23 protein-coding genes are annotated in these 19,694 nt (G+C 67.2%); 13 read left to right on the forward strand and 10 right to left on the reverse strand.

Features of this window, described 5'->3' with window-relative positions; genetic code table 11:
- Window positions 1-30: 30 nt before the first annotated feature.
- Window positions 31-2,151: a M13 family metallopeptidase gene (locus ACW178_RS03530; protein ID WP_492024866.1), complete on the forward strand. Its 2,121-nt coding sequence runs from the start codon at window positions 31-33 to the stop codon at window positions 2,149-2,151.
- A gap of 370 nt (window positions 2,152-2,521) precedes the next feature.
- Here ACW178_RS03530 and hisS read toward each other — a convergent pair whose 3' ends face one another.
- Entirely contained in the window at window positions 2,522-4,009 is a 1,488-nt protein-coding gene (gene hisS / locus ACW178_RS03535) for a histidine--tRNA ligase (protein WP_287105252.1), read from the reverse strand.
- A 127-nt stretch (window positions 4,010-4,136) separates the two neighbouring features.
- Here hisS and ACW178_RS03540 point away from each other — a divergent pair, with 127 nt between their 5' ends.
- A complete protein-coding gene (locus ACW178_RS03540) occupies window positions 4,137-4,364 on the forward strand; it encodes a hypothetical protein (RefSeq protein ID WP_224761157.1) in 228 nt (75 codons plus the stop codon).
- Window positions 4,361-4,942 (forward strand): peptidase S14, encoded by a 582-nt coding sequence (locus ACW178_RS03545; protein ID WP_152949359.1) that lies wholly within the window; start codon window positions 4,361-4,363, stop codon window positions 4,940-4,942. Before ACW178_RS03540 ends, ACW178_RS03545 begins: the two co-directional genes overlap by 4 nt.
- A 10-nt stretch (window positions 4,943-4,952) precedes the next feature.
- Here the strand turns inward: ACW178_RS03545 and hslV are convergent, their stop codons facing one another.
- Window positions 4,953-5,507 (reverse strand): ATP-dependent protease subunit HslV, encoded by a 555-nt coding sequence (gene hslV / locus ACW178_RS03550; RefSeq protein WP_152949360.1) that lies wholly within the window; start codon window positions 5,505-5,507, stop codon window positions 4,953-4,955.
- Window positions 5,508-5,744: 237 nt separating this feature from the next.
- On the opposite strand from hslV, the gene ACW178_RS03555 reads away from it, so the two are divergent.
- Complete coding sequence (locus tag ACW178_RS03555) at window positions 5,745-6,164, forward strand: BLUF domain-containing protein (RefSeq protein WP_152949361.1); 420 nt, start codon at window positions 5,745-5,747, stop codon at window positions 6,162-6,164.
- A 51-nt stretch (window positions 6,165-6,215) separates the two neighbouring features.
- The gene (locus tag ACW178_RS03560; protein WP_287105253.1) at window positions 6,216-6,953 is read left to right on the forward strand and encodes a HesA/MoeB/ThiF family protein; all 738 of its coding nucleotides are present in this window, start codon (window positions 6,216-6,218) and stop codon (window positions 6,951-6,953) included.
- Between the two features lie 10 nt (window positions 6,954-6,963).
- On the opposite strand, the gene ACW178_RS03565 is transcribed toward ACW178_RS03560, so the two are convergent.
- On the reverse strand, window positions 6,964-7,215 hold the full coding sequence (locus ACW178_RS03565) for a hypothetical protein (RefSeq protein WP_054764550.1): 252 nt from the start codon (window positions 7,213-7,215) through the stop codon (window positions 6,964-6,966).
- Between the two features lie 116 nt (window positions 7,216-7,331).
- A complete protein-coding gene (locus ACW178_RS03570) occupies window positions 7,332-8,318 on the reverse strand; it encodes a 2-hydroxyacid dehydrogenase (protein ID WP_287105257.1) in 987 nt (328 codons plus the stop codon).
- Window positions 8,319-8,381: 63 nt separating this feature from the next.
- Between ACW178_RS03570 and ACW178_RS03575 the strand changes: the two genes are divergently transcribed.
- From ACW178_RS03575 to ACW178_RS03590, 4 genes are all read left to right on the forward strand, one after another.
- Window positions 8,382-8,954, forward strand: a complete 573-nt coding sequence (locus ACW178_RS03575; RefSeq protein ID WP_224761158.1) for an SH3 domain-containing protein — start codon at window positions 8,382-8,384, stop codon at window positions 8,952-8,954.
- A gap of 79 nt (window positions 8,955-9,033) precedes the next feature.
- Window positions 9,034-9,570, forward strand: coding sequence for a 3-hydroxyacyl-[acyl-carrier-protein] dehydratase FabA (gene fabA / locus ACW178_RS03580; RefSeq protein ID WP_287105261.1), 537 nt, complete (start codon window positions 9,034-9,036; stop codon window positions 9,568-9,570).
- A gap of 66 nt (window positions 9,571-9,636) precedes the next feature.
- The gene (gene fabB / locus ACW178_RS03585) at window positions 9,637-10,854 is read left to right on the forward strand and encodes a beta-ketoacyl-ACP synthase I (protein WP_287105262.1); all 1,218 of its coding nucleotides are present in this window, start codon (window positions 9,637-9,639) and stop codon (window positions 10,852-10,854) included.
- Between the two features lie 103 nt (window positions 10,855-10,957).
- Complete coding sequence (locus ACW178_RS03590; RefSeq protein ID WP_183216165.1) at window positions 10,958-12,685, forward strand: ATP-binding protein; 1,728 nt, start codon at window positions 10,958-10,960, stop codon at window positions 12,683-12,685.
- An 86-nt stretch (window positions 12,686-12,771) separates the two neighbouring features.
- Here the strand turns inward: ACW178_RS03590 and dut are convergent, their stop codons facing one another.
- Together dut and coaBC are read right to left on the reverse strand one after the other, a co-directional pair.
- Complete coding sequence (gene dut, locus ACW178_RS03595) at window positions 12,772-13,230, reverse strand: dUTP diphosphatase (RefSeq protein WP_183216163.1); 459 nt, start codon at window positions 13,228-13,230, stop codon at window positions 12,772-12,774.
- The gene (coaBC, locus tag ACW178_RS03600) at window positions 13,227-14,450 is read right to left on the reverse strand and encodes a bifunctional phosphopantothenoylcysteine decarboxylase/phosphopantothenate--cysteine ligase CoaBC (RefSeq protein WP_183216161.1); all 1,224 of its coding nucleotides are present in this window, start codon (window positions 14,448-14,450) and stop codon (window positions 13,227-13,229) included. Before coaBC ends, dut begins: the two co-directional genes overlap by 4 nt.
- A 108-nt stretch (window positions 14,451-14,558) precedes the next feature.
- Between coaBC and ACW178_RS03605 the strand changes: the two genes are divergently transcribed.
- Both ACW178_RS03605 and ACW178_RS03610 read left to right on the forward strand, forming a co-directional pair.
- Complete coding sequence (locus ACW178_RS03605; RefSeq protein WP_224764303.1) at window positions 14,559-15,086, forward strand: S-type pyocin family protein; 528 nt, start codon at window positions 14,559-14,561, stop codon at window positions 15,084-15,086.
- A 42-nt stretch (window positions 15,087-15,128) separates the two neighbouring features.
- On the forward strand, window positions 15,129-15,989 hold the full coding sequence (locus ACW178_RS03610; protein ID WP_054764558.1) for a haloacid dehalogenase-like hydrolase: 861 nt from the start codon (window positions 15,129-15,131) through the stop codon (window positions 15,987-15,989).
- Here the strand turns inward: ACW178_RS03610 and ACW178_RS03615 are convergent.
- Together ACW178_RS03615 and ACW178_RS03620 are read right to left on the reverse strand one after the other, a co-directional pair.
- Window positions 15,958-16,338, reverse strand: a complete 381-nt coding sequence (locus ACW178_RS03615) for a PilZ domain-containing protein (protein ID WP_287105765.1) — start codon at window positions 16,336-16,338, stop codon at window positions 15,958-15,960. The two genes, ACW178_RS03610 and ACW178_RS03615, sit on opposite strands and share 32 nt — an antisense overlap.
- Before the next feature lie 99 nt (window positions 16,339-16,437).
- Window positions 16,438-16,758, reverse strand: coding sequence for a 2Fe-2S iron-sulfur cluster-binding protein (locus ACW178_RS03620; RefSeq protein WP_054764560.1), 321 nt, complete (start codon window positions 16,756-16,758; stop codon window positions 16,438-16,440).
- A gap of 158 nt (window positions 16,759-16,916) precedes the next feature.
- Here ACW178_RS03620 and ACW178_RS03625 point away from each other — a divergent pair, with 158 nt between their 5' ends.
- Together ACW178_RS03625 and ACW178_RS03630 are read left to right on the forward strand one after the other, a co-directional pair.
- Window positions 16,917-17,048 carry a hypothetical protein gene (locus ACW178_RS03625; protein ID WP_287105767.1) on the forward strand — a complete coding sequence of 44 codons (132 nt, stop codon included), beginning with the start codon at window positions 16,917-16,919 and terminating at the stop codon, window positions 17,046-17,048.
- A 59-nt stretch (window positions 17,049-17,107) separates the two neighbouring features.
- Window positions 17,108-18,273 (forward strand): IS3 family transposase gene (locus ACW178_RS03630; protein ID WP_191559183.1). Its coding sequence is split into 2 segments (ribosomal slippage): window positions 17,108-17,366 and window positions 17,366-18,273, totalling 1,167 coding nucleotides; the frame shifts between segments, so codons are not numbered across the junction.
- Window positions 18,274-18,511: 238 nt separating this feature from the next.
- Here ACW178_RS03630 and ACW178_RS03635 read toward each other — a convergent pair.
- Window positions 18,512-18,886, reverse strand: coding sequence for a gamma-glutamylcyclotransferase family protein (locus ACW178_RS03635; RefSeq protein ID WP_183216151.1), 375 nt, complete (start codon window positions 18,884-18,886; stop codon window positions 18,512-18,514).
- Window positions 18,887-18,896: 10 nt separating this feature from the next.
- Window positions 18,897-19,694, reverse strand: a complete 798-nt coding sequence (locus ACW178_RS03640; protein WP_191557857.1) for a succinate dehydrogenase iron-sulfur subunit — start codon at window positions 19,692-19,694, stop codon at window positions 18,897-18,899.

Raw genomic sequence — 19,694 nt, forward strand, 5'->3', positions numbered from 1 at the left:
CCCGTGGGGGGTGGAACCGAGGATAGAGTGATGAAAAGACTGCTTATCGGGACCGCGGTCGGCGCCCTTCTGCTGCCGGCCGCCGCCCTGGCCCAGGACGTCGATCACGACCACGCCTGCCTGGACGAAACCTGCTCCGTCGTCTCGCTCTTCTCGGGCGAAGAGACCGCGGCGGGCTGGCAGGGAACCCAGGCGCCCAAGTACGGGACCTGGGGCTTCGACATGGCCGGCCGCGACACCTCGGTGAAGCCGGGCGACGACTTCTTCCGCTACGCCAACGGGACCGCGATCGACAAGATCGTCATCCCATCGGACCGCACCAGCTACGGCTCCTTCGCCCTGCTGCGCGAACTGTCCGACAACCGGATGAAGGAGCTGGTGCTGGGCCTGGCCGCGCGCACCGATCTGACGCCCGGCTCCGACGAGGCCAAGGTGGCTGACGCCTATCGCTCCTACATCGACGAGGCGCGGATCGAACAGCTGGACGCCCAGCCGCTGCAGCCCTATCTGGCCGCCATCCGCGCCGCCGACAGTCATGAGAAGATGGCCGTCTACATGGGCCAGACGGTCGGCCGTTTCGGCGGCTCCTTCTTCGGCAGCGGCATCACCATCGACGCCAAACAGCCGACGCGCTACGTCGTCTCCACCGGTCAGTCGGGCATCGGCCTGCCGAACCGCGACTATTATCTGGACGCCCGCTACGCCGACAAGAAAGAGAAGTACCAGGCCTATGTCGCCGACATGCTGGGCATGATCGGCTGGGCCAATCCGACCGAGACCGCCGCCCAGATCGTCGCCCTGGAGACCAAGATCGCCGAGGCCCACTGGAGCCCGGTCGAGAACCGCAACCGCGACCGCACCTACAACGAATACACCATCGCTCGCTTGGCTGAAGACGCGCCGGGCTTCGCCTGGCAGTCCTATTTCGACGCGGCCAAGCTGGGCGGCGTTCCGCGCCTGATCGTGCGTCAGGACACGGCCATGCCCAAGATCGCGGCCATCTACGCCGAGACGCCGGTCGAACTGCTCCAGGCCTGGGAAGCCTTCCACACCGCCGACGACATGGCGCCCCTGCTGTCCAAGCGGTTCTCGGACGCCCAGTGGGGCTTCCGCGCCCGCGACCTGTCGGGCCAGCCCGAGCAGCGCACCCGCGAGAAGCGGGCCATCTCCTTCGCCGAGGGTTCGCTGGGCGAGGCGACGGGCCGGCTCTATGTCGCCCAGTACTTCCCGGCCGAATCCAAGGCCAAGATGGAAGAGCTGGTCGCAAATCTGCGCACGGCCCTGTCGCACCGGATCGACAACCTGACCTGGATGGGCGACGAGACCAAGGCGGCCGCGCAGGAGAAGCTGCGCAAATTCACCGTCAAGATCGGCTATCCCGACAAGTGGCGCGACTATTCGGGTCTCGAGATCCGCGCCGACGACCTGGTCGGCAACGCCGAGCGTCGCGGCCTGTTCGAATGGAACTACGATCTGGCCCGCCTGGACGAGCCGGTCGACAAGTCCGAGTGGGGCATGACGCCTCAGACGGTCAACGCCTACTATAACTCGGCCAATAACGAGATCGTCTTCCCGGCCGCCATCCTGCAGCCGCCCTTCTTCGATCCGAACGGCGATCCGGCGGTCAACTACGGCGGCATCGGCGGGGTGATCGGCCACGAGATCGGCCACGGCTTCGACGACCAGGGCTCCAAGTCCGACGGCGACGGCGTGCTGCGCAACTGGTGGACGGCCGAGGACAAGGCCAATTTCGAAGCCCTGACCGCCCGTCTGGGCGCCCAGTACGCTACCTATGAGCCGATCGCCGGCTATAAGATCAATCCGGGCCTGACGATGGGCGAGAACATCGGCGACGCCTCGGGCGTGGCCGTGGGTCTTGAAGCCTATCACCTGTCGCTGAACGGCCAGCCGGCCCCGGTGCTGGACGGCACGACCGGCGACCAGCGCTTCTTCTACGGCTGGGCCCAGGTCTGGCAGTCGAAATATCGCGACGAGGCCCTGAAGCAGCAGGTCGCCACCGATCCCCACTCGGCCGCCCAGTTCCGGGTCATCGGCCCGCTGCGCAACGTCGACGCCTGGTACGACGCCTTCGACGTCCAGCCGGGGACGAAATACTATCTGACGCCGGAAGAGCGCGTCCGCATCTGGTAGGTCGCCGGATCGCAAAACGGGAAAAGGCCGGGGTTCGCCCCGGCCTTTTTTCATGAGCCCTTGGACACATCAGACTGAAAATTGGTCGATGGCCGCGACAGTTTCTGCAAATTTTCGATGTCGGCCTGGACTCAAGACGCGAAAAAGCCCGCTGCGGGGGATACATCGCAGCGGGCTTTCGCGCTCTTTAAAGAGCGGACGTTTCCTCCCCGAAACGCCTTCGAGTGCTGCGCGCTTGAGCAACGCTTGCCCTCGAGTGAGTTCATTTGACGCAACCCCCCCGAGGTCGTCAACGGGCTTCTCGGACGGAATCGAACTTTCTTCGACTTATCGTCGATAACTCACCCTGCTCAGAGTTATTTATCGAAGCTTATTCGATAATGGCTCGAAGGGCGCCGACCAGTGCCGTTCGGGCGACACGCATCTGCCCCGGCCGTTGCGCCTTCCAGGCGTCATTGTCGGCGATGGCGGCGGCGGCGGCGCGCCCGGCGTCCAGGTCCTTGATCGTGACCTCGCCGGCGGCGATCTCGTCCCCGCCCAGGATGACGACCGCAGGCGATCCGCGGCGGTCGGCGTATTTCATCTGGGCCTTCATCCCGGCCCGTCCCAGATAGAGTTCGGCCGCGATCCCCGCGCCGCGCAGTTCGGCGACGGCCGTCAGATAGTGGGCCATGTCCTCTTCGGAGAAGACGATGACCACGACCGGCCCGCGCACGGCGTCCTCCGCGCCGCGTCCGGCCGCGCGCAGGGCGGAGGCGAGGCGCGAGACCCCGAAGGAGAAGCCGGTCGCCGGGGTGCTCTGGCCGGTGAAGCGCGCGACCAGGTCGTCATAGCGGCCGCCGCCGCCGATGGAGCCGAATCGCACCGGCCGCCCCTTGTCGTCGGTCGTCTCCAGCAACAGCTCCGCCTCGAAGACGGCGCCGGTGTAATACTCAAGGCCCCGCACGATGGTGGGGTCGAACTTCACGGCGTTCTGGCCCACCGACATGGCGTTCAGCGCCCGGTCGATCGCCGCCAGTTCGCTCAGCGCCGCATCGCCCGCCGCCCCCAGGTCGCCGGACCGGGCTACGGCCTCCAAGGTCGCCGCCCGGGACAGGCCGGGCGTGTTGGCGGACGCCAGAAAGGCCTCGATTGCGCCCGTGACCTTTGGGGGCAGCCGCGCGCCCTTGGTGTAGTCGCCGGACTCGTCCAGTCGCCCTTCGCCCAGCAGCTGAACCACGCCTTCCCAGCCCAGCCGGTCGAACTTGTCGATGGCGCGAAGGGCCGTCAGACGCTGACCCGCGTCGGTCACGCCCCCCGCGTCGAACAGGCCGTCGAACAGTTTTCTGTTTGAGACGCGGATCTGGGCCTGGCCCGCGTCCAGGCCGGCGGCGCCCAGGCCTTCGCAGGCCATGGCGATGATCTCGGCGTCGGCCTCGGGCCGGTCCGAGCCGACGGTGTCGGCGTCGCACTGCCAGAACTCGCGGAACCGGCCCGGACCCGGCTTTTCGTTTCGCCACACCGGCCCATAGGCGTAGCGGCGGAACGGCTTGGGCAGGGTCTCCCAGGTCTGGGCGGCGAACCGGGCCAGGGGGGCGGTGTGGTCGTAACGCAGGGCCATCCATTCGCCCGGCTGGTCCGAACCCGCATCGTCCTGAAGGGCGAACACCCCCTCATTGGGCCGGTCGGCGTCAGGCAGGAACTTGCCCAGGGCGTCGGCGTATTCGAAGGCCGGCGTCTCCAGCGGCTCGAAGCCCCAGCGCTCATACACTTCCGACACGCGCGCCACGATGCGGCGTTCGGCGGTCAGGTCGCGGCCGCGCTTGTCGGCGAAGCCGCGTGGATTGCGGGCGAGGGGGCGAGGAGGGGCGTCGGTCATGCCGGGCGCTTAAGCCAAGGGGCGGCGCGGCGCAAATGCTCCGGCGCCGAGTGGCGGCGCCGTCTTTGCCTCAGCCTATGCAATATACTGACCTTAAAGGAAAAACGCCTACACAGACGGAACAGGCGTGGGCCGTCGCCGTTTCAGCGCCATGATCCCCCACGCCCTCGTCTTCACGCGGACCTGCAGAACCTCCGACCGGCGGACCATCCGGTGGTATGAGTGCGAACTGATCGACGACCAGGGCGCGCGCCGTCTGCGAAACCGGGCCTTCTTCTCGCTGGACGAAGCCAAGTCCTGGGCCTCGTCCGAAGGCTATCCGGTGGACGACGCCGACATCCAGGACGCGCGATGATCGGCGCCGCCCCCTCGGGTCCGCTCGACGCCTCGGCCTTCGACACCCCGCGCATCCTTCTGGCCGGCGCCGTAGACTACGCCATGTACGACCGGTTCCGCGACCGACTGACCCAGGCGCCCGACAGCGGCCTGGTGGTGATCGAACTGTCCACCCTGGGCGGCGATCCGGAGGTGGCGCGAATGATGGGCGAGGACGTGCGGTTTCAGAGCGACATCAACCCGGCGCGCCGTCTGGTCTTTCTGGGCAAGGCCGCCATCTATTCGGCCGGCGCGACCTTCATGAGCTTTTTTGCGGTGGAAAACCGCTATCTGACGCGCGGCGCTCGGGTGATGATCCATGAGCGAAAGATGGACAAGACGCTCCACATCGCCGGGCCGCTGACCACCTGCATCGCCTCGGTCAAGGCGATGCTGAACGAACTTGAGCACTCCATCGCCATCCAGAACGAAGGGTTCGAGAACCTGGTGCGCGGCAGCGCCGTCACCATGGACGAGGTGCTTCGGCGCGCGCCGGAGAACTGGTACATCGAGGCTCAGGAGGCGAAGGCCCTCGGCCTGGTCGCCGGCGTGCTGTGACCCCGCGGCGTCAGTCCCCCAGGGTCTCCACCGTCAGATTGCCGTTGGTGTAGACGCAGATTTCGGCGGCGATCTTCATGGCCTTGCGGGCGATCGCCTCGGCGTCCAGATCGGTTTCCTCGATCAGGGCGCGGGCCGCCGACAGGGCGTAGTTGCCGCCCGAACCGACGGCCGCGACCCCATGCTCCGGCTCCAGCACGTCGCCCACGCCGGTGACGGTGAAGATCGACGTCTTGTCCGCCACCAGCAGCATGGCCTCCAGCCGCCGCAGATAGCGGTCTGTGCGCCAGTCCTTGGCCAGATCGACGCAGGCCCGGGCGAGCTGGTCCGGGTACTGCTCCAGCTTGGCCTCCAGGCGTTCGATCAGGGTGAAGGCGTCGGCCGTCGCCCCGGCGAACCCCGCCAGAACCTTGCCGCCGGCCAGGGTCCGCACCTTTCGCGCCGCGCCCTTGACGATGGTCGGTCCCATCGAGACCTGGCCGTCGCCGGCGATCACCGTGCGGCCGTTTTTGCGAACCGCCAGTATCGTGGTGCCGTGCCAGTCGGGAAAATTGGATTGGGTCATGGTCCGCAGATGGAGCGGCGGCCCGTCGCGATCAAGCCTCGCTCGCCTGTTGAGGGGTGTGTCACATTTCCTTGGCCTTACCTGGCTACCGCAGAGGTTCCGGCGTCCGTCAGCCTTAACCTAAGCGAGAGCGGCGCCGGCCGCAGTGTGCGATGGGTCGAACCAAGGGGGCTTCGTTAACCCTCTCGCTCCTAGAGCCTTTTTCGTCGGTCGAGTTGTTAAGCGTATGAGTACCCTATGAGTTTGTTTCGCATCTTCTATGTCAGCGACGCCGTGGGCGACGCGGGCGCGGGGCTTCTGCCCTTGATCGACATCATCGGGGCCTCGGATCGGAACAATCGGCGCGACCACGTGACCGGTTTCCTGCTGCGGCATCAGGACCGATTCTTCCAGCTGCTGGAAGGCGGGCGGGTTGATCTGGAGCGGTTGATGGGCCGGCTGGCGGCCGACCGCCGTCATCAGAATATTCGGGTCCTGGTCGATACGCCGGTGGACCGGCGTCTCTTTCCGCAATGGGCCATGGCCCAGATCGACCCCCTGCCCAGTCTTGAACCGATCTTGACCCGTTTGGCCGGGACGCGGCTCCTGTCGGAAGTGACCTTCGAAGTGGATCAGGTGATCGCCGACGCCCGTCTGGCCCTCGATGGGACGCGCTGACGGGGCCGCACGCGCCATTCCACCGCCCTCGCCGACGGTCTAGAGACGGGCATGGCCTTTTCTGACGATGAAGTCGAACGCTACGCCCGCCATCTGGTGCTGGCCGAGGTCGGAGGGCCGGGGCAGCAGGCGCTGAAGCGCGCCCGCGTCCTGGTCGTCGGCGCGGGCGGGGTCGGAGCGCCGGCCGCCCTCTATCTGGCGGCGGCGGGCGTCGGGACGTTGGGCCTGATCGACGACGACGTCGTGGCCCTGTCCAATCTTCAGCGTCAGATCCTTTTCGCCACCGCCGACGTGGGTCGGGCCAAGGTGGAGGCGGCGCGGGACAGATTGGCCGGCCTCAATCCGCATGTCGCGATCCAGACCTGCGCCGAACGTCTGACGCCCGAAAACGCAGCGCGCCGGATCGCCGACTTCGACTTGGTTCTGGACGGAACCGACGACTTCGCCACGCGCCATACGGTCAACGCCGCCTGTGTGGCGGCGGGCAAGCCCCTGGTCTCGGGCGCCCTGGGTCGGTGGAGCGGTCAGGTGGGGGTGTTTGCGGGTCGGCCCTGCTATCAGTGCCTGACGCCCGAGGTTCCGCCGGATGCGGAGACCTGCGCGCGTGTGGGGGTCGTCGGCGCCCTGGCGGGGGTGATCGGTTCGATGGCCGCCCTGGAGACGATCAAATGGATCGTAGGCGCGGGTCAGAGCCTTCAGGGGCGGCTGCTGATCTATGACGGCCTGGCGGGAACGGCGCGAACGGTGCGGATCGCGCCTGATCCCGCATGCCCGGTTTGCGGCGGCTGATTTGTCCGACTCAGGCGGCGGTTTCGAACCGCACGTCGTCCAGGGCCAACTCGGGCAGGGGAGCGGCGAAGCCCAGGGCAGGATTGCTGAGCACCGTCACCAGCCGCTCGCCGCAATAGAGGCAAAGAGTTTCGAATCCCGGCCAAGTCGCCGCCACATCGGCCAGGGCCCGGTCGGCGGCGCGATCGTCCTCGGCCTTCAGAACGCAGATGTCACGCACCGGAACACCCGGCAGGTTGACGATACAATAGTAGGAGTCCAACGCACGCTTCCCTTACAGGCCGCCGAAACGATCCCTGATCGCGGCGGTTCCTCCAGTGATCGGCGTTTTCGACAGGGGTATGAGGCCGCCCCGACACTCCTGTGAAATCGCAGGTCCTAAAGCATGGCCGGAATGACCCGGTCGGGCGGGCGATGTCCGTTTTGGAAGGTCATGACATTGGCGATGACCCGGTCGCCCATGTCCTGGCGCGCCTCCAGCGTCGCCGAACCGAGGTGGGGCAGGAGGACCACATTCGGATGGCCCATCAGGCCCGGATGGATGGCCGGCTCATGTTCGAACACATCCAGGCCCACGCCGGCGATCGCCCGCGCCGCCACCGCCTGGGCCAGGGCCGCCTCGTCGATCAGTTCGCCGCGCGCGGTGTTGATCAGTATGGCGTGGGGTTGAAGCCGGGCCAGGCGTTCGGCCGACAGAAGATGATGAGTCTCCCGTGTGGCTGGACAGTTCAGGGACACGATGTCCATCCGCGCCAGCATCTGGTCCACATCGTCCCAATAGGTGGCGCCCAGCTCCTCGGCGATCAGGTCCGAGACGGGCTTGCGATTGTGATAATGCACCTGCAGGCCGAAGGCCTTGGCGCGGCGGGCCAGGGCCTGGCCGATCCGGCCCATGCCGACGATCCCCAGCCGCTTGCCCCACAGCTTGCGCCCGCACATCCAGGTCGGGGTCCAGCCCTCGAAACGGCCTTCGGCCACCACCTGGGCCCCTTCGACGATGCGGCGGCTGACGGCCAGGATCAGGCTCATGGCCAGGTCGGCCGTATCCTCGGTCAGGACGCCGGGCGTATTGGTGACGATGATGCCGCGCGCCACGGCCGCCTCGACGTCGATATGGTCGACCCCGGCGCCGAAGTTGGCGATCATCTTCAGCTGTTCGCCGGCGCCGTTGATCAGGTCTGCGTCAATGAGGTCGGTGATGGTGGGCGCCAGGACCTCCGCCCGCTGAACCGCCGCCTCCAGCGCCGCCCGGTCCATCGGCTGGTCCTTAAGGTTCAGCTCGGCGTCGAACAGTTCGCGCATCCGCGTTTCGACCGCGTCCGGCAGGCGTCTGGTTAATACGACCTTAAGCTTGCGAACGGACATTGCGGGCCTTGGTTAGCGGGCGATGGTTCAGGATCGAAGCCCGCGCGACGGGTCGTTCCAACTGTGTCTAGCAAAGCCGCCGCCATCTTCCAAAGCCTGCGACGCCGCACCGCCGTCGCCCTGGCCGTTCTGGGCCTGGGGGTGATGGCCGGCGCCGGCGCGACCATGCCCGATGGGCGCCCCACCCCGACGGGGCTGGAGGTGCCGCGCTGGATCTCGCTGAAGTCCTCCCACGTCCGCGCCCGCCAGGGGCCGGGGCTGGATTATCCGATCCTGTGGGAGTATCGCGCCGCCGGCCTGCCGGTCCAGGTGATCGCCGAGACGACCGAATGGCGAAAGATCTGCGATCCGGACGGGGCCGTGGCCTGGATTCACCGCACCGTCTCTTCCGGCCGCCGCTATGTCTTCAACACCTCGGCCGAAGAGGTGATGATCCACGCCGGCAAGTCCCAGGCCTCGGCGGTCCGTGCGCGCCTGTCGCCCCGGTCCCTGGTGTCGCTGGACGAATGTGAGGACGGCTGGTGCCGGGTGCGGGCGCGCCGCCTGCGCGGCTGGATTCAGGAAAGGGCCGTCTTCGGCGTCCAGCAACGCGCGCTATGCAACGCCAACCGGCCTGCGGGAACCGGTCGAGGCTGAAGGGTCGATGACCGCCGCTGTTGAGCGAAGCGGCGCGGTCGTGTAACCCGCAGGCAACAGCAGACCTGACGGAATCGCCTTGACCCAGTCCCAATATCCCTCGTCCTTCGATCACGAGGCCCTTCTCGCCTCCGGGCGCGGCGAATTGTTCGGTCCCAGCAACGCCCAACTGCCTGCGCCGCCTATGTTGATGTTCGACCGGATCACCCAGATCACGGCCGACGGCGGCGCCCACGGCAAGGGCTATGTGGAGGCCGAGCTGGATATCCATCCCGACCTCTGGTTTTTCCAGTGTCACTTCATCGGCGATCCGGTCATGCCCGGCTGCCTGGGTCTGGACGCCATGTGGCAGCTGGTCGGCTTCTATCTGGGCTGGATCGGCGGGCCCGGCCGCGGCCGAGCGCTCGGCGTCGGCGAAGTCAAGTTCACCGGCCAGGTGACGCCGGACATCAAGAAGGTCGTGTACAAGATCGACCTGAAACGGGTGATCAATCGCAAACTGGTGATGGGCATAGCCGACGGCGTGCTGGAGGCCGACGGCGAGGTGATCTACACCTGCAACGACATGCGGGTGGGACTCTTCGGCGCCGCCAAGGACGAGCAGGCGGGCGCCTGAACACCTATATAACCGCGGACAGCGCGGAAGACCCCCAGGGTCGAGAAGCTAGAGTAAGGAAACACCATGCGTCGTGTCGTCGTCACCGGCCTGGGCATCGTCTCTTCCATCGGCCACGGCGCCGAAGAGGTGACCCAGTCCCTGCGCGAAGCCCGTTCGGGCGTCGTCCATGCGCCTGATCACGCCAAATACGGCTTCCGCAGCCAGGTCTGGGCCCCGCCCAAGATCGGCCCGTGGGAGGAACTGGTGGACCGCCGCGCCGCCCGCTTCCTGGCCAACGGCACGGCCTGGGGCCATATCGCCTTCGAAGAGGCGCTGAAGTCGTCGGGCATGACGGCCGAGGAAATCCGGGACGACCGCATCGGCCTGATCGTCGGCGAGGGCGGCCCCTCGACCCAGGTCATCCTTCAGGCCGCCGCCACCACCATCGAAAAGACCTCGCCTAAGCGCATCGGGCCGTTCGCGGTGCCGAAGGCCATGGCGTCCGGCCCCTCGGCCGTGCTGTCGACCTGGTTCCAGATGCGCGGCGTCAACTATTCGATCAGCTCAGCCTGCGCGACCTCCGCCCACTGCATCGGCGCCGGGGTCGAACAGATCCAGTGGGGCAAGCAGGACGTGGTCTTCGCCGGCGGCTGCGAGGACATCGACTGGTCCATGTCGAACATGTTCGACGCCATGGGCGCCATGTCGTCCGACTTCAACGAGACCCCCTCGGTCGCCTCGCGCGCCTATGACGTCAACCGCGACGGCTTCGTCATCGCCGGCGGCGCCGGCATAGTGGTGCTGGAGGAATATGAGCGGGCCAAGGCGCGCGGCGCGACCATCTATGCCGAGGTCACCGGCTATGGCGCCAATTCCGACGGCTACGACATGGTCGCCCCCTCGGGCGAGGGCGCCCAGCGCTGCATGAAGATCGCCCTGGAACAGGCCGGCAATCCGAAGATCGACTATCTGAACCCGCACGGCACCTCGACCCCGGTCGGGGATTCGAAGGAGATGGAGGCCGTGCGCGCCGTCTTCGGCGATCAGATGCCGATGATCTCCTCGACCAAGTCGCTGACGGGCCACTCGCTCGGCGCGGCGGGCGCTCAAGAGGCCATCTACTGCCTGCTGATGATGCAGAACGGTTTCGCCGCCGAGAGCGCCCATATCGAGACCCTTGATCCGGCCTTCGAGGGCATGCCGATCCTGCGTCAGCGCCACGAGGGCGAGCTGACCCACGTCATGTCCAACAGCTTCGGCTTCGGCGGCACCAACGGAACCCTGATCCTGTCGAAGGTGTGAGACGCGCAGGGGCGACCCTCCGACCCTAGGTAGTGTCCCTCGGCCCGGCGAAAGCCGCGGTTAGGGAATCCCGTGCATGCTGCAGGCCGGGAGAAACACAAGAATGCACGCGCGTTACGCACGGATCGCCGAGGCCAGGCAACGCGAAATTAAGGTCAGGGTCGGCTTCGCCGTCTTCATCGCCTGCACCGTCTGGGCGCTAGCGCCGTCGAAATGGCCGGCGATCTGGCTGGCGCTGGTCTTCGCCGGACAGTCGGCCGACTGGATCGTCTTCGGCGCCATCCGCAGGCTGGGAGGGGGAACGCCCTCGCGGGGGCTCAGGATCGCCGCCTGCATCAGCCTGTTCGTCAACAGCGTCTTCTATTCCGCCATCGCCGCCTATCTGTGGGCGGACGGGGGTGGGTCCCAGATGGTGTTCGGCAGCATCCTAATCGCAGGGGCGCTGCTTCATGTGACCATACACCTCTATCATGAGCGTGAAATCCTCATCAGCGCCGCCACGCCGCCCGTCGTTTATTTTCTGGCCCTGCCCGTCATCCACGGCTATGTCCTGGGCCAGCCTACCGATCTTCTCGTGGCCGTGGGTTGCGTCCTGTACATGACCCATCTGCTGGTCGCGGTGCGGCAGAGTTCACAGACCAACCGCGCCATTCAGATCGCCAACGACCGCGCTCAGGAGGAGCGCCGCAGGGCCGAGGTGGCCAGCGCCGCCAAATCCGACTTCCTCGCCGTGGTCAGCCACGAAATCCGCACCCCCATGAATGCGGTGGTCACTTCGGCCAATCTGTTGGAACGGTCCCAGCTCGATCCGGCGCAGAAAGAGCACGTGGTGATGCTCAAGGACGCCAGCGAGGTTCTGATCGGCCTGTTGAACGACGTTCTCGACTTTTCGAAGATCGAGGCCGGAAAGATGGAGCTGGAAGAGGCGCCCGTCGATCTGGTGGACAAGCTGAAGGCTCTCGAGCGGATGTGGGCGCCCAAGGCGCAGGCCGCCGGCGTCGCCTTTGAGGTCTCCCTGCCTGACGACCTGCCGCGCCACGTGCGGACCGATCCGCTGCGGCTGCAACAGATTCTGTTCAATCTCGTCTCGAACGCCGTCAAGTTCACGGCGACGGGACGGATCGAGGTCCGCGCCCGCTGGAACGCCGCCCTGGGCCGGTTGACCGTCGCGGTGACCGATACCGGATGCGGTATTCCCGACGACCGCCTGCCCTATGTCTTCGACGTGTTCGAACAGGTCGACGCGGGGGTGACGCGCCGGCACGGGGGCTCAGGCCTCGGCCTGGCCATCACCTGCAAACTGGCCCAGCTGATGGGCGGGTCCGTGTCGGTCGAAAGTCGATTGGGAGAAGGCTCGATCTTCACGGTCGATCTGCCGATGGGGATCGCCGCCGCCCCCTCGGCGACCCTGGCGGTCAGCGCACCCTCGACCTTCGCACACGGGCTGGACATTCTGGCGGTGGACGATCACCCCGTGAATCGTCGGATCGTGGCCCTGCTGCTCGAGCCCATGGGGTGTGTCCTGACCTTCGCCGAAAACGGTCAGGAGGCTGTGGAGGCGGCGGCCCTGCGCCGGTTCGACGCCATTCTGATGGACATGCAGATGCCGGTTATGGACGGATTGACGGCGACGCGGGCCATTCGCTCGGACGGGCCCAATGCCGGCACGCCGGTCATCGCCCTGACGGCCAACGCCCTGGAGACCCATCGCGCGGCCTGGGCGACGGTGGGGGTGGACGACTTCGTCACCAAGCCGATCGACCCGGCGCGCCTCGCCTCGGCGCTGGAGGCGGCCGTGCGAGGCGAGGCCGCCGTGGCCGCGACGGCCTGAGCGGCGCGCAATCGGATCAGCGCGCCGGGGCGGCGCCGTCTCCGACAAGGCCGGCCTGAGGCCGTGGTCCCGCCTTCAGGTGAGCCCTACCGCCCCGTCGAACCGAACCCCCCCGCGCCCCGCGCGGTGTCGTCCAGGGTCTCGACTTCGATCCAGTCCGCCCGTTCGTGTTTGGCGATCACCAGCTGGGCGATGCGTTCGCCCCGGCGAATGACGAAGTCTTCATCGCCGATATTGGCCAGGATGACGCCGCACTCGCCGCGATAGTCGCTGTCGATCGTGCCCGGCGCATTGGGGCAGATGATCCCGTGCTTCAGGGCCAGGCCCGAGCGGGCGCGGACCTGGGCCTCATAGCCCAAAGGCAGGGCGATCTTCAGCCCCGTTGGCACCAGGGCGCGCCGGCCCGGCGCCAGGGTCAGGGGCTGGTCCTCGGGCACGGCGGCGCGCAGGTCCATGCCCGCCGACCCGGCCGTCTCATAGGCGGGCAGGGGCAGGCCCTCGGCGTGGGGCAGGCGCAGGATCTGAACGGAGACGGCTTCGGTCATTGGGCGCTCTTGAAATGGTCGGCGATACGGTCGGCTAGGGCCTGGGCGACGGCGGTCTTGGATTGGCGGGGCCAGACCTCGGCGCCCTGGGCGGTGACCAGCAGAACGGCGTTGCCGTCGGATCCGAACACCTCGTCCGAGACGTCGTTGCCGACGATCCAGTCGCAGCCCTTCCTCGACAATTTGGCGCGGGCGTTGGCCTCGAGATCGGTGGTCTCGGCGGCGAAGCCGATGACCAGGGCGGGCCGGTTCGGTCCCGGCGCGGCGACCCCGGCCAGAATGTCCGGGTTCTCGATCAGGGCCAGGGTCGGCGGCCCGCCCGGCCCCTTCTTGATCTTGCCCCCGGCGACGGTGTCCACACGCCAGTCGGCCACGGCGGCGGACAGGACGGCGATGTCGGCCGGCAGGGCGGCTTGCGTCGCCGCCTTCATCTCCAGGGCGCTTTCCACCTCCATCCGAGTGACGCCGGGCGGAGCGGACAGGGCGGTGGGGCCGGACACCAGCGTCACCTCCGCCCCCCGCTGGGCCAGGGCGGCGGCGACGGCGTAGCCCTGTTTGCCGCTGGAGCGATTGGTCAGGCCGCGCACGGGGTCGATCGGTTCGAAGGTGGGGCCGGCCGTGACCACTGCCTTCCGGCCCGCCAGTGACCGGGGGCCGCCCAGCAGGCCCTGGATCGCCTCCAGTATGGCCGCCGGCTCAGCCATTCGGCCGGGTCCGTACTCGCCGCACGCCATCTCGCCCTCATCCGGTCCGACCACGGCCGCGCCGTGGAAGCCGGGGAAGGATTTCAGCCGCTCCATATTGGCCTGGACCGCCGGGTGGTCCCACATCCGCACATTCATGGCCGGCGCCAGCAGCACCCGCTTGTCCGTGGCGATCAATGTGGTGGAGGCCAGGTCGTCGGCGATCCCATTGGCCGCCTTGGCGATCAGCCCGGCCGTCGCCGGCGCCACGACCACCAGATCGGCCCAGCGCGACAGCTCGATATGGCCCATGCTGGTCTCGTCGTCCGGGTGGAACAGGCCGGACCGCACCGGATGGCCGCTGAGCGCCGCCAGGGACAGGGGTGTGACGAACTCGGCCCCCGCTTCGGTCAGGATCACCCGGGTTTCGCCGCCCCCCTTGGCGATCAGACGCACCAGCTCCAGCGCCTTATAGGCCGCTATGCCGCCGCCGACGATCAACAGCACCTTTCGGTCGGTAAGCGCGCGCATGTCCATGGCCCCGCTCTAGCGGTCTCAGGCGACGGCGTCGAGACGATCAAAAAGAACATTGCGCGAACAATAGAGTTGTGCTTACGTCGCCTTAAGCGAGTGTTGGAGGGGAAGATGATCGCGCTGAGGATAAGAGGGGCCGTTCCGGTCTCGTTTGGCTTGATGCTGTGCGGCCTCATGGGTCTGGCGGCTTGCGACAACAGTTCGGCGGTGCAGACGCGCGATCGGACGGCGTCGGCGCCCGTCGGGGCCGGCGACCCGTCCTCCGCGCCGGTCGAGGCGACTGCGGCGGAAACGGCCAAGCCGGTTTTGACCGCCAGCCGGCGGGAAACGGTGGACGCCAAGATCGCCCGCCTCTATGCGCGCAACGGCGCCGATTTCGGCGCGGCCTCGGCCGAAGCCTATCTGGACAAGGTGACCGCCTTCACCACCCGGCCGCCCGGCGACGCCGAGACGGTGAAACGGCCGAACGGCGACACCCTGATCTATCAGGCCTCGACCAACACCTTCGCTGTGGTGGCCAAGGACGGCACGCCCCGCACCATGTTCAAACCGACCACCGGGGCCGACTATTGGGCCGAGCAGAAGGCGGCGGCCCCGACCTTCGGTCAGAGGCGGAGATCGACGCAGGAGGCCGGCTGATATAGAGGGCGGGGTTCCCTGCCGCTCTTCCGGACCTCGCCCATGGCCGACGCCCCCTCTGCCGCGCCCCCGCTCAAGACCGCCCTGATCTATGATTTCGACGGCACCCTGGCGCGCGGCAACATGCAGGAGGTCAGCTTCATCCCCTCGGTGGGCATGGACGTCGGCGCCTTCTGGGGCGAGGCCGAGGCCCTGACCAAGGACGCCGACGGCGACGGCATACTGATGTACATGCAGCTGATGCTGCACCATGCGCGCCAGAACGGCGCCCCGGTGACGCGCGAGACCCTGCGTCGCCACGGCGAGGCGGTGGCCCTGTTCGAAGGTCTGAAGGACCTCAGCTGGTTCGACCGGATGAACGCCTTCGGCGCCCGATACGGGCTGGAGATCGAACACTATATCGTCTCGGCCGGGCTGGAGGAGATGATCGACGGCACGCCGATCCGGCCCGCCCTGACACACGTCTTCGCCTCCCACTATGTCTATGACGAAAAGGGCGAGGCGGCCTGGCCGGCGGTCGGCGTCAACTACACCACCAAGACCCAGTATCTGTTCCGCATCAACAAGGGGGTGAAGAACCACTGGGAGCACGAGCGGATCAACCACTTCATCCCCGACGACCAGCGGCCGGTCCCCTTCGACCGGATGATCTTCATCGGCGACGGCGACACGGACGTGCCGACCATGAAGATGATGCACACCAAGGGCGGCTTTTCGATCGCCGTCTATGACCCGCGCTCGAACGAGAAGGACCAGAAGAAGGTCTATTCCCTGATCTCGGAGGATCGGGTCAATTTCGTCGCCGCTGCCGACTATCGCGAGGGCTCGGCCCTGGACCTGATCGTCAAGGGGCTGATCGGCCGGATCGCCATCAACGCCGGGGCCATGCCGGCGGGGATGTAGGCCTAGCGGCCCCGGCCCTCACCCAGGCGTCGCGCGCCCCGGCCAGCCGGGCGGGCGCCAGGCCGCGCAGGGATTTGGCGCCCGTCTGTTTCAGACCCGCCTCCTGCCCCTTTTGCCAGACCAGGGCCGCCTCATAGGCCAGGCCCTCGGCCACATCGATCACCACCACCTGGGCGGGCAGGGCCGCGCTGCGGTCCAGCCTCAGCCGCATTCCCGTGTCCGACAGATCGACGATGACGCAGACCGTCTCCAGCCCCGCCGCGCTGACCACGCCGCGCGCATTGACGGTGCGACGAGCCTCGCCGCGTCGATCGGCGGGCAGGGCGGGCTTGGATCCGAACAGACGCATGGGGAAACTCGGCCTTGGAAACACTGCCGTCCTGCAACGCGCGCCGACGACAAAGGCGCCGGGCGGCCTGACCTCAGTACGGGGTCTTGGGGCGGGTTCTCAGTGCTGGTTCTGCGGCAGACGCACGACCAGGCCGTCCAGCGCCTCCGACACCCGGATCTGGCACGACAGCCGGCTGTTGGGCTCGACCTCCTCGGCGAAGTCCAGCATCGACTCCTCCATGGCCGAGGGTTTGCCCGTCGCCTCGCGCCAGGCTTCATCCACATAGACATGGCAGGTGGCGCAGGCGCAGGCCCCGCCGCAATCCGCATCGATCCCCGGCACATTGTTCCGGATCGCGCCCTCCATGACGGAAAGCCCCGGTTTCACGTCGACCACGTGCTCGGTTCCGTCATGCTCGATATAGGTGATGCTGGCCATGGCCCGCTCATATCAAGACGGGGGGATGGTGCAAGGGCGGATGGAGGGCTGGGGCGGTTCAAGTGGGCGCAGGAGGCTGAACCTGACTCATGTCGGACTCTGGGAGTATCCGCTTACGGCAGCCTCTGACACGGTGTGTCGAGATGGTAGCATTGCGCATGGCCGAAAACGACAACCCTGAGTCGGACGACTGCATCGTCCATGATCACCCGGTCCCGCCGGAAGAGATGTGGCGGTACAGCCCCGACCGCGACCCCCACGAGGAGCAGGGAATAATCGACTACATGTGAGGCGCCCCCTTCCTGATCCCTCGTTTTGAGTGAGAGTCCGTTTCATCAAGGAGACGGACGTGAAGAAGAGCAGGTTCAACGAAGCGCAGATCATAGGCGTGCTGCGCGAGCAGGAGGCCGGAAGCCCGACGGCGGAGGTATGCCGAAGGCACGGGATCAGCGAGCAGACCTTCTATCGGTGGAAGGCGAAGTACAGCGGCATGAGCGTGTCGGACGCCACGAAGCTGAAGGCGCTGGAAGACGAGAACCGGCGGCTGAAGAAGCTGCTGGCGGAGTCGATGCTGGACGTGTCGGCGCTGAAGGATCTTCTGGGAAAAAACTGATCGGGCCTGCAGCGCGCAGAGCGGCCGTGCTTCGTCTGATGGCGGAGCGCGGCTTCTCCCAGAAGCGCGCCTGCGGGCTGGTTCAGATCGATCCGAAGACGGTGCGTCGCGAGCCTGAACAGGGCGATGTGGAGGTGCGCGAGCGCCTGCGCAGCCTGGCGGCTGAGCGCCGCCGGTTCGGCTACCGGCGCTTGGGCATTCTGTTGCAACGGGAGGGCCTCAGCATGAACAAGAAGCGGCTGTTCCGGCTCTATCGGGAGGAAGGCTTGGCGGTGCGACGGCGACGGGGCCGCAAGCGGGCCACCGGAACCCGTGCGCCCATGGCCCTGCCGGACGGCCCAAACCAGCGCTGGTCGCTGGACTTCGTGGCCGACAGTCTGTCGTGGGGCCGACGCTTCCGCATCCTGTGCATCGTGGACGACTTCACGCGCGAGGCCCTGGCTCTGGTGGTCGACACCTCGATCGGCGGCTCACGCATGGCGCGCGAGTTGGACCGGCTGATCGCCCGACGCGGGCGTCCGGCCATGATCGTCAGCGACAACGGGACCGAGATGACCAGCCGGGCCATCCTGGAATGGACCAACCGCACCGGCGTGGCCTGGCATTACATCGCGCCGGGCAAGCCGCAGCAGAATGGCTTCGTCGAAAGCTTCAACGGCAGGCTCCGCGACGAGTGTCTGAACGAGGAGGTCTTCGCCACCCTGGCCGAGGCCCGCGCCGTCATCGAGCGCTGGCGCATCGACTACAACCACGTCAGGCCGCACTCGGCGCACGGGGGACTGACCCCGGAGGCGGTGCGCCTGAACCCCGCGGCCGTTCGGCTGCGCAACTTGATCAGCTCCGCCGCACGGCCGCTCCCGTCGGCGAAGCAGATCGGCTATCAACCCCCTGGACTCTCATAATGATCGAGGGACCAGAGGGGGGCGCCTCACTTTCACTACATTTGCGCGCGCCAACTTGGAATCGCAACTTCGGGTTCAGCTCGGGAGCGGGGTCACGATGCATGACGCGGCCGCGGCCGGCTGCTTCCGCGCTAGGCGCTAATCGCGGAGTCTAGGAACGTAGTTGCGCCGGCGAACGCTCTTGGATGTCTACTTTCCGATCGACCGCTGATGTCCGCTCTTGGCGCAAATCCACCCCTCACCCCTCCGCCGCCACATACACCCACGCCCCCACGCCCGCCTCCGTCGTCACACGCACCCGGCGATAGGCCTCGCCCTCATAGGCGTCGGCGGCGGTCAGGTCGGCGGGGGTCAGGGGGTAGAGGCGGCCGGGGACGGGCGGGGCGGCGTCCGGCGTCGGGATCAGGATCGGATAGTGGGTCAGGCCGGTCTCGGCCGTGACCTGGAGGTCGTCGACGGGGATGTGCGACAGGCGAAAACCGCTCAGTCGGTCCGGGGCGCCCGGCCCCAGGTCGCGGCCGAAGACGGCCGTCTGGACCGCCGGGTCCTGCAGCGTGCCATAGGCGAACAGCAGGCTTCCGGCGGTCATGGAGGCGGCGGCGTCGGCGGCCAAGCCGTCTGGATCAGGCCGCCTGTTTCTTGCGGCCGGGGGCGACCATCAGCTTCTTGGTTTCGGCGATGGCCTTGGCCGGGTTCAGGCCCTTGGGGCAGACCTGGGCGCAGTTCATGATGGTGTGGCAGCGGTACAGTTTGAACGGGTCTTCCAGGTCGTCCAGACGCTTCTGGGTGGCGTCGTCGCGGCTGTCGGAGATCCAGCGATAGGACTGCAGCAGGGCCGCCGGGCCCAGATACTCCTCCTGGTTCCACCAGTAGCTGGGGCAGGAGGTGGAGCAGCAGGCGCACAGGATGCACTCGTACAGGCCGTCCAGTTTTTCGCGCTCGGCCGGGGTCTGCAGCCGTTCCTTCTCGGGGTCGGGCTCGTCCGACTGGAGATAGGGCTGGATCGAGTCGTACTGGGCGTAGAACAGGCTCAGGTCCGTCACCAGGTCCTTGACCACCGGCTGGTGCGGCAGGGGGGAGATGGTGATGTTGTGCGACTGGCACTCTTCCCAGCCCTTGGTGCAGGCCAGGGCGTTGCGCCCGTCGATGTTCATCGAGCAGGAGCCGCAGATGCCCTCGCGGCACGAGCGCCGGAACGACAGGGTCGGGTCGATGGTGTTCTTGATGTGGATCAGGGCGTCCAGCAGCATCGGCCCGTGATCGTCGGACGAGACCTCATAGACGTCCCAGCGCGGGTCGGCGTCGACCTCGGGGTCGTAGCGGTAGACCTTGTAGGTCTTGACGTTCTTGGCGCCGGCCGGGGCCTTGTGGACCTTGCCCTTGGTGGGCTTGGAGCCGCGGGGGAGGGAGAGTTGAACCAT

This window comes from Brevundimonas sp. AVps4 (genome assembly GCF_058681525.1).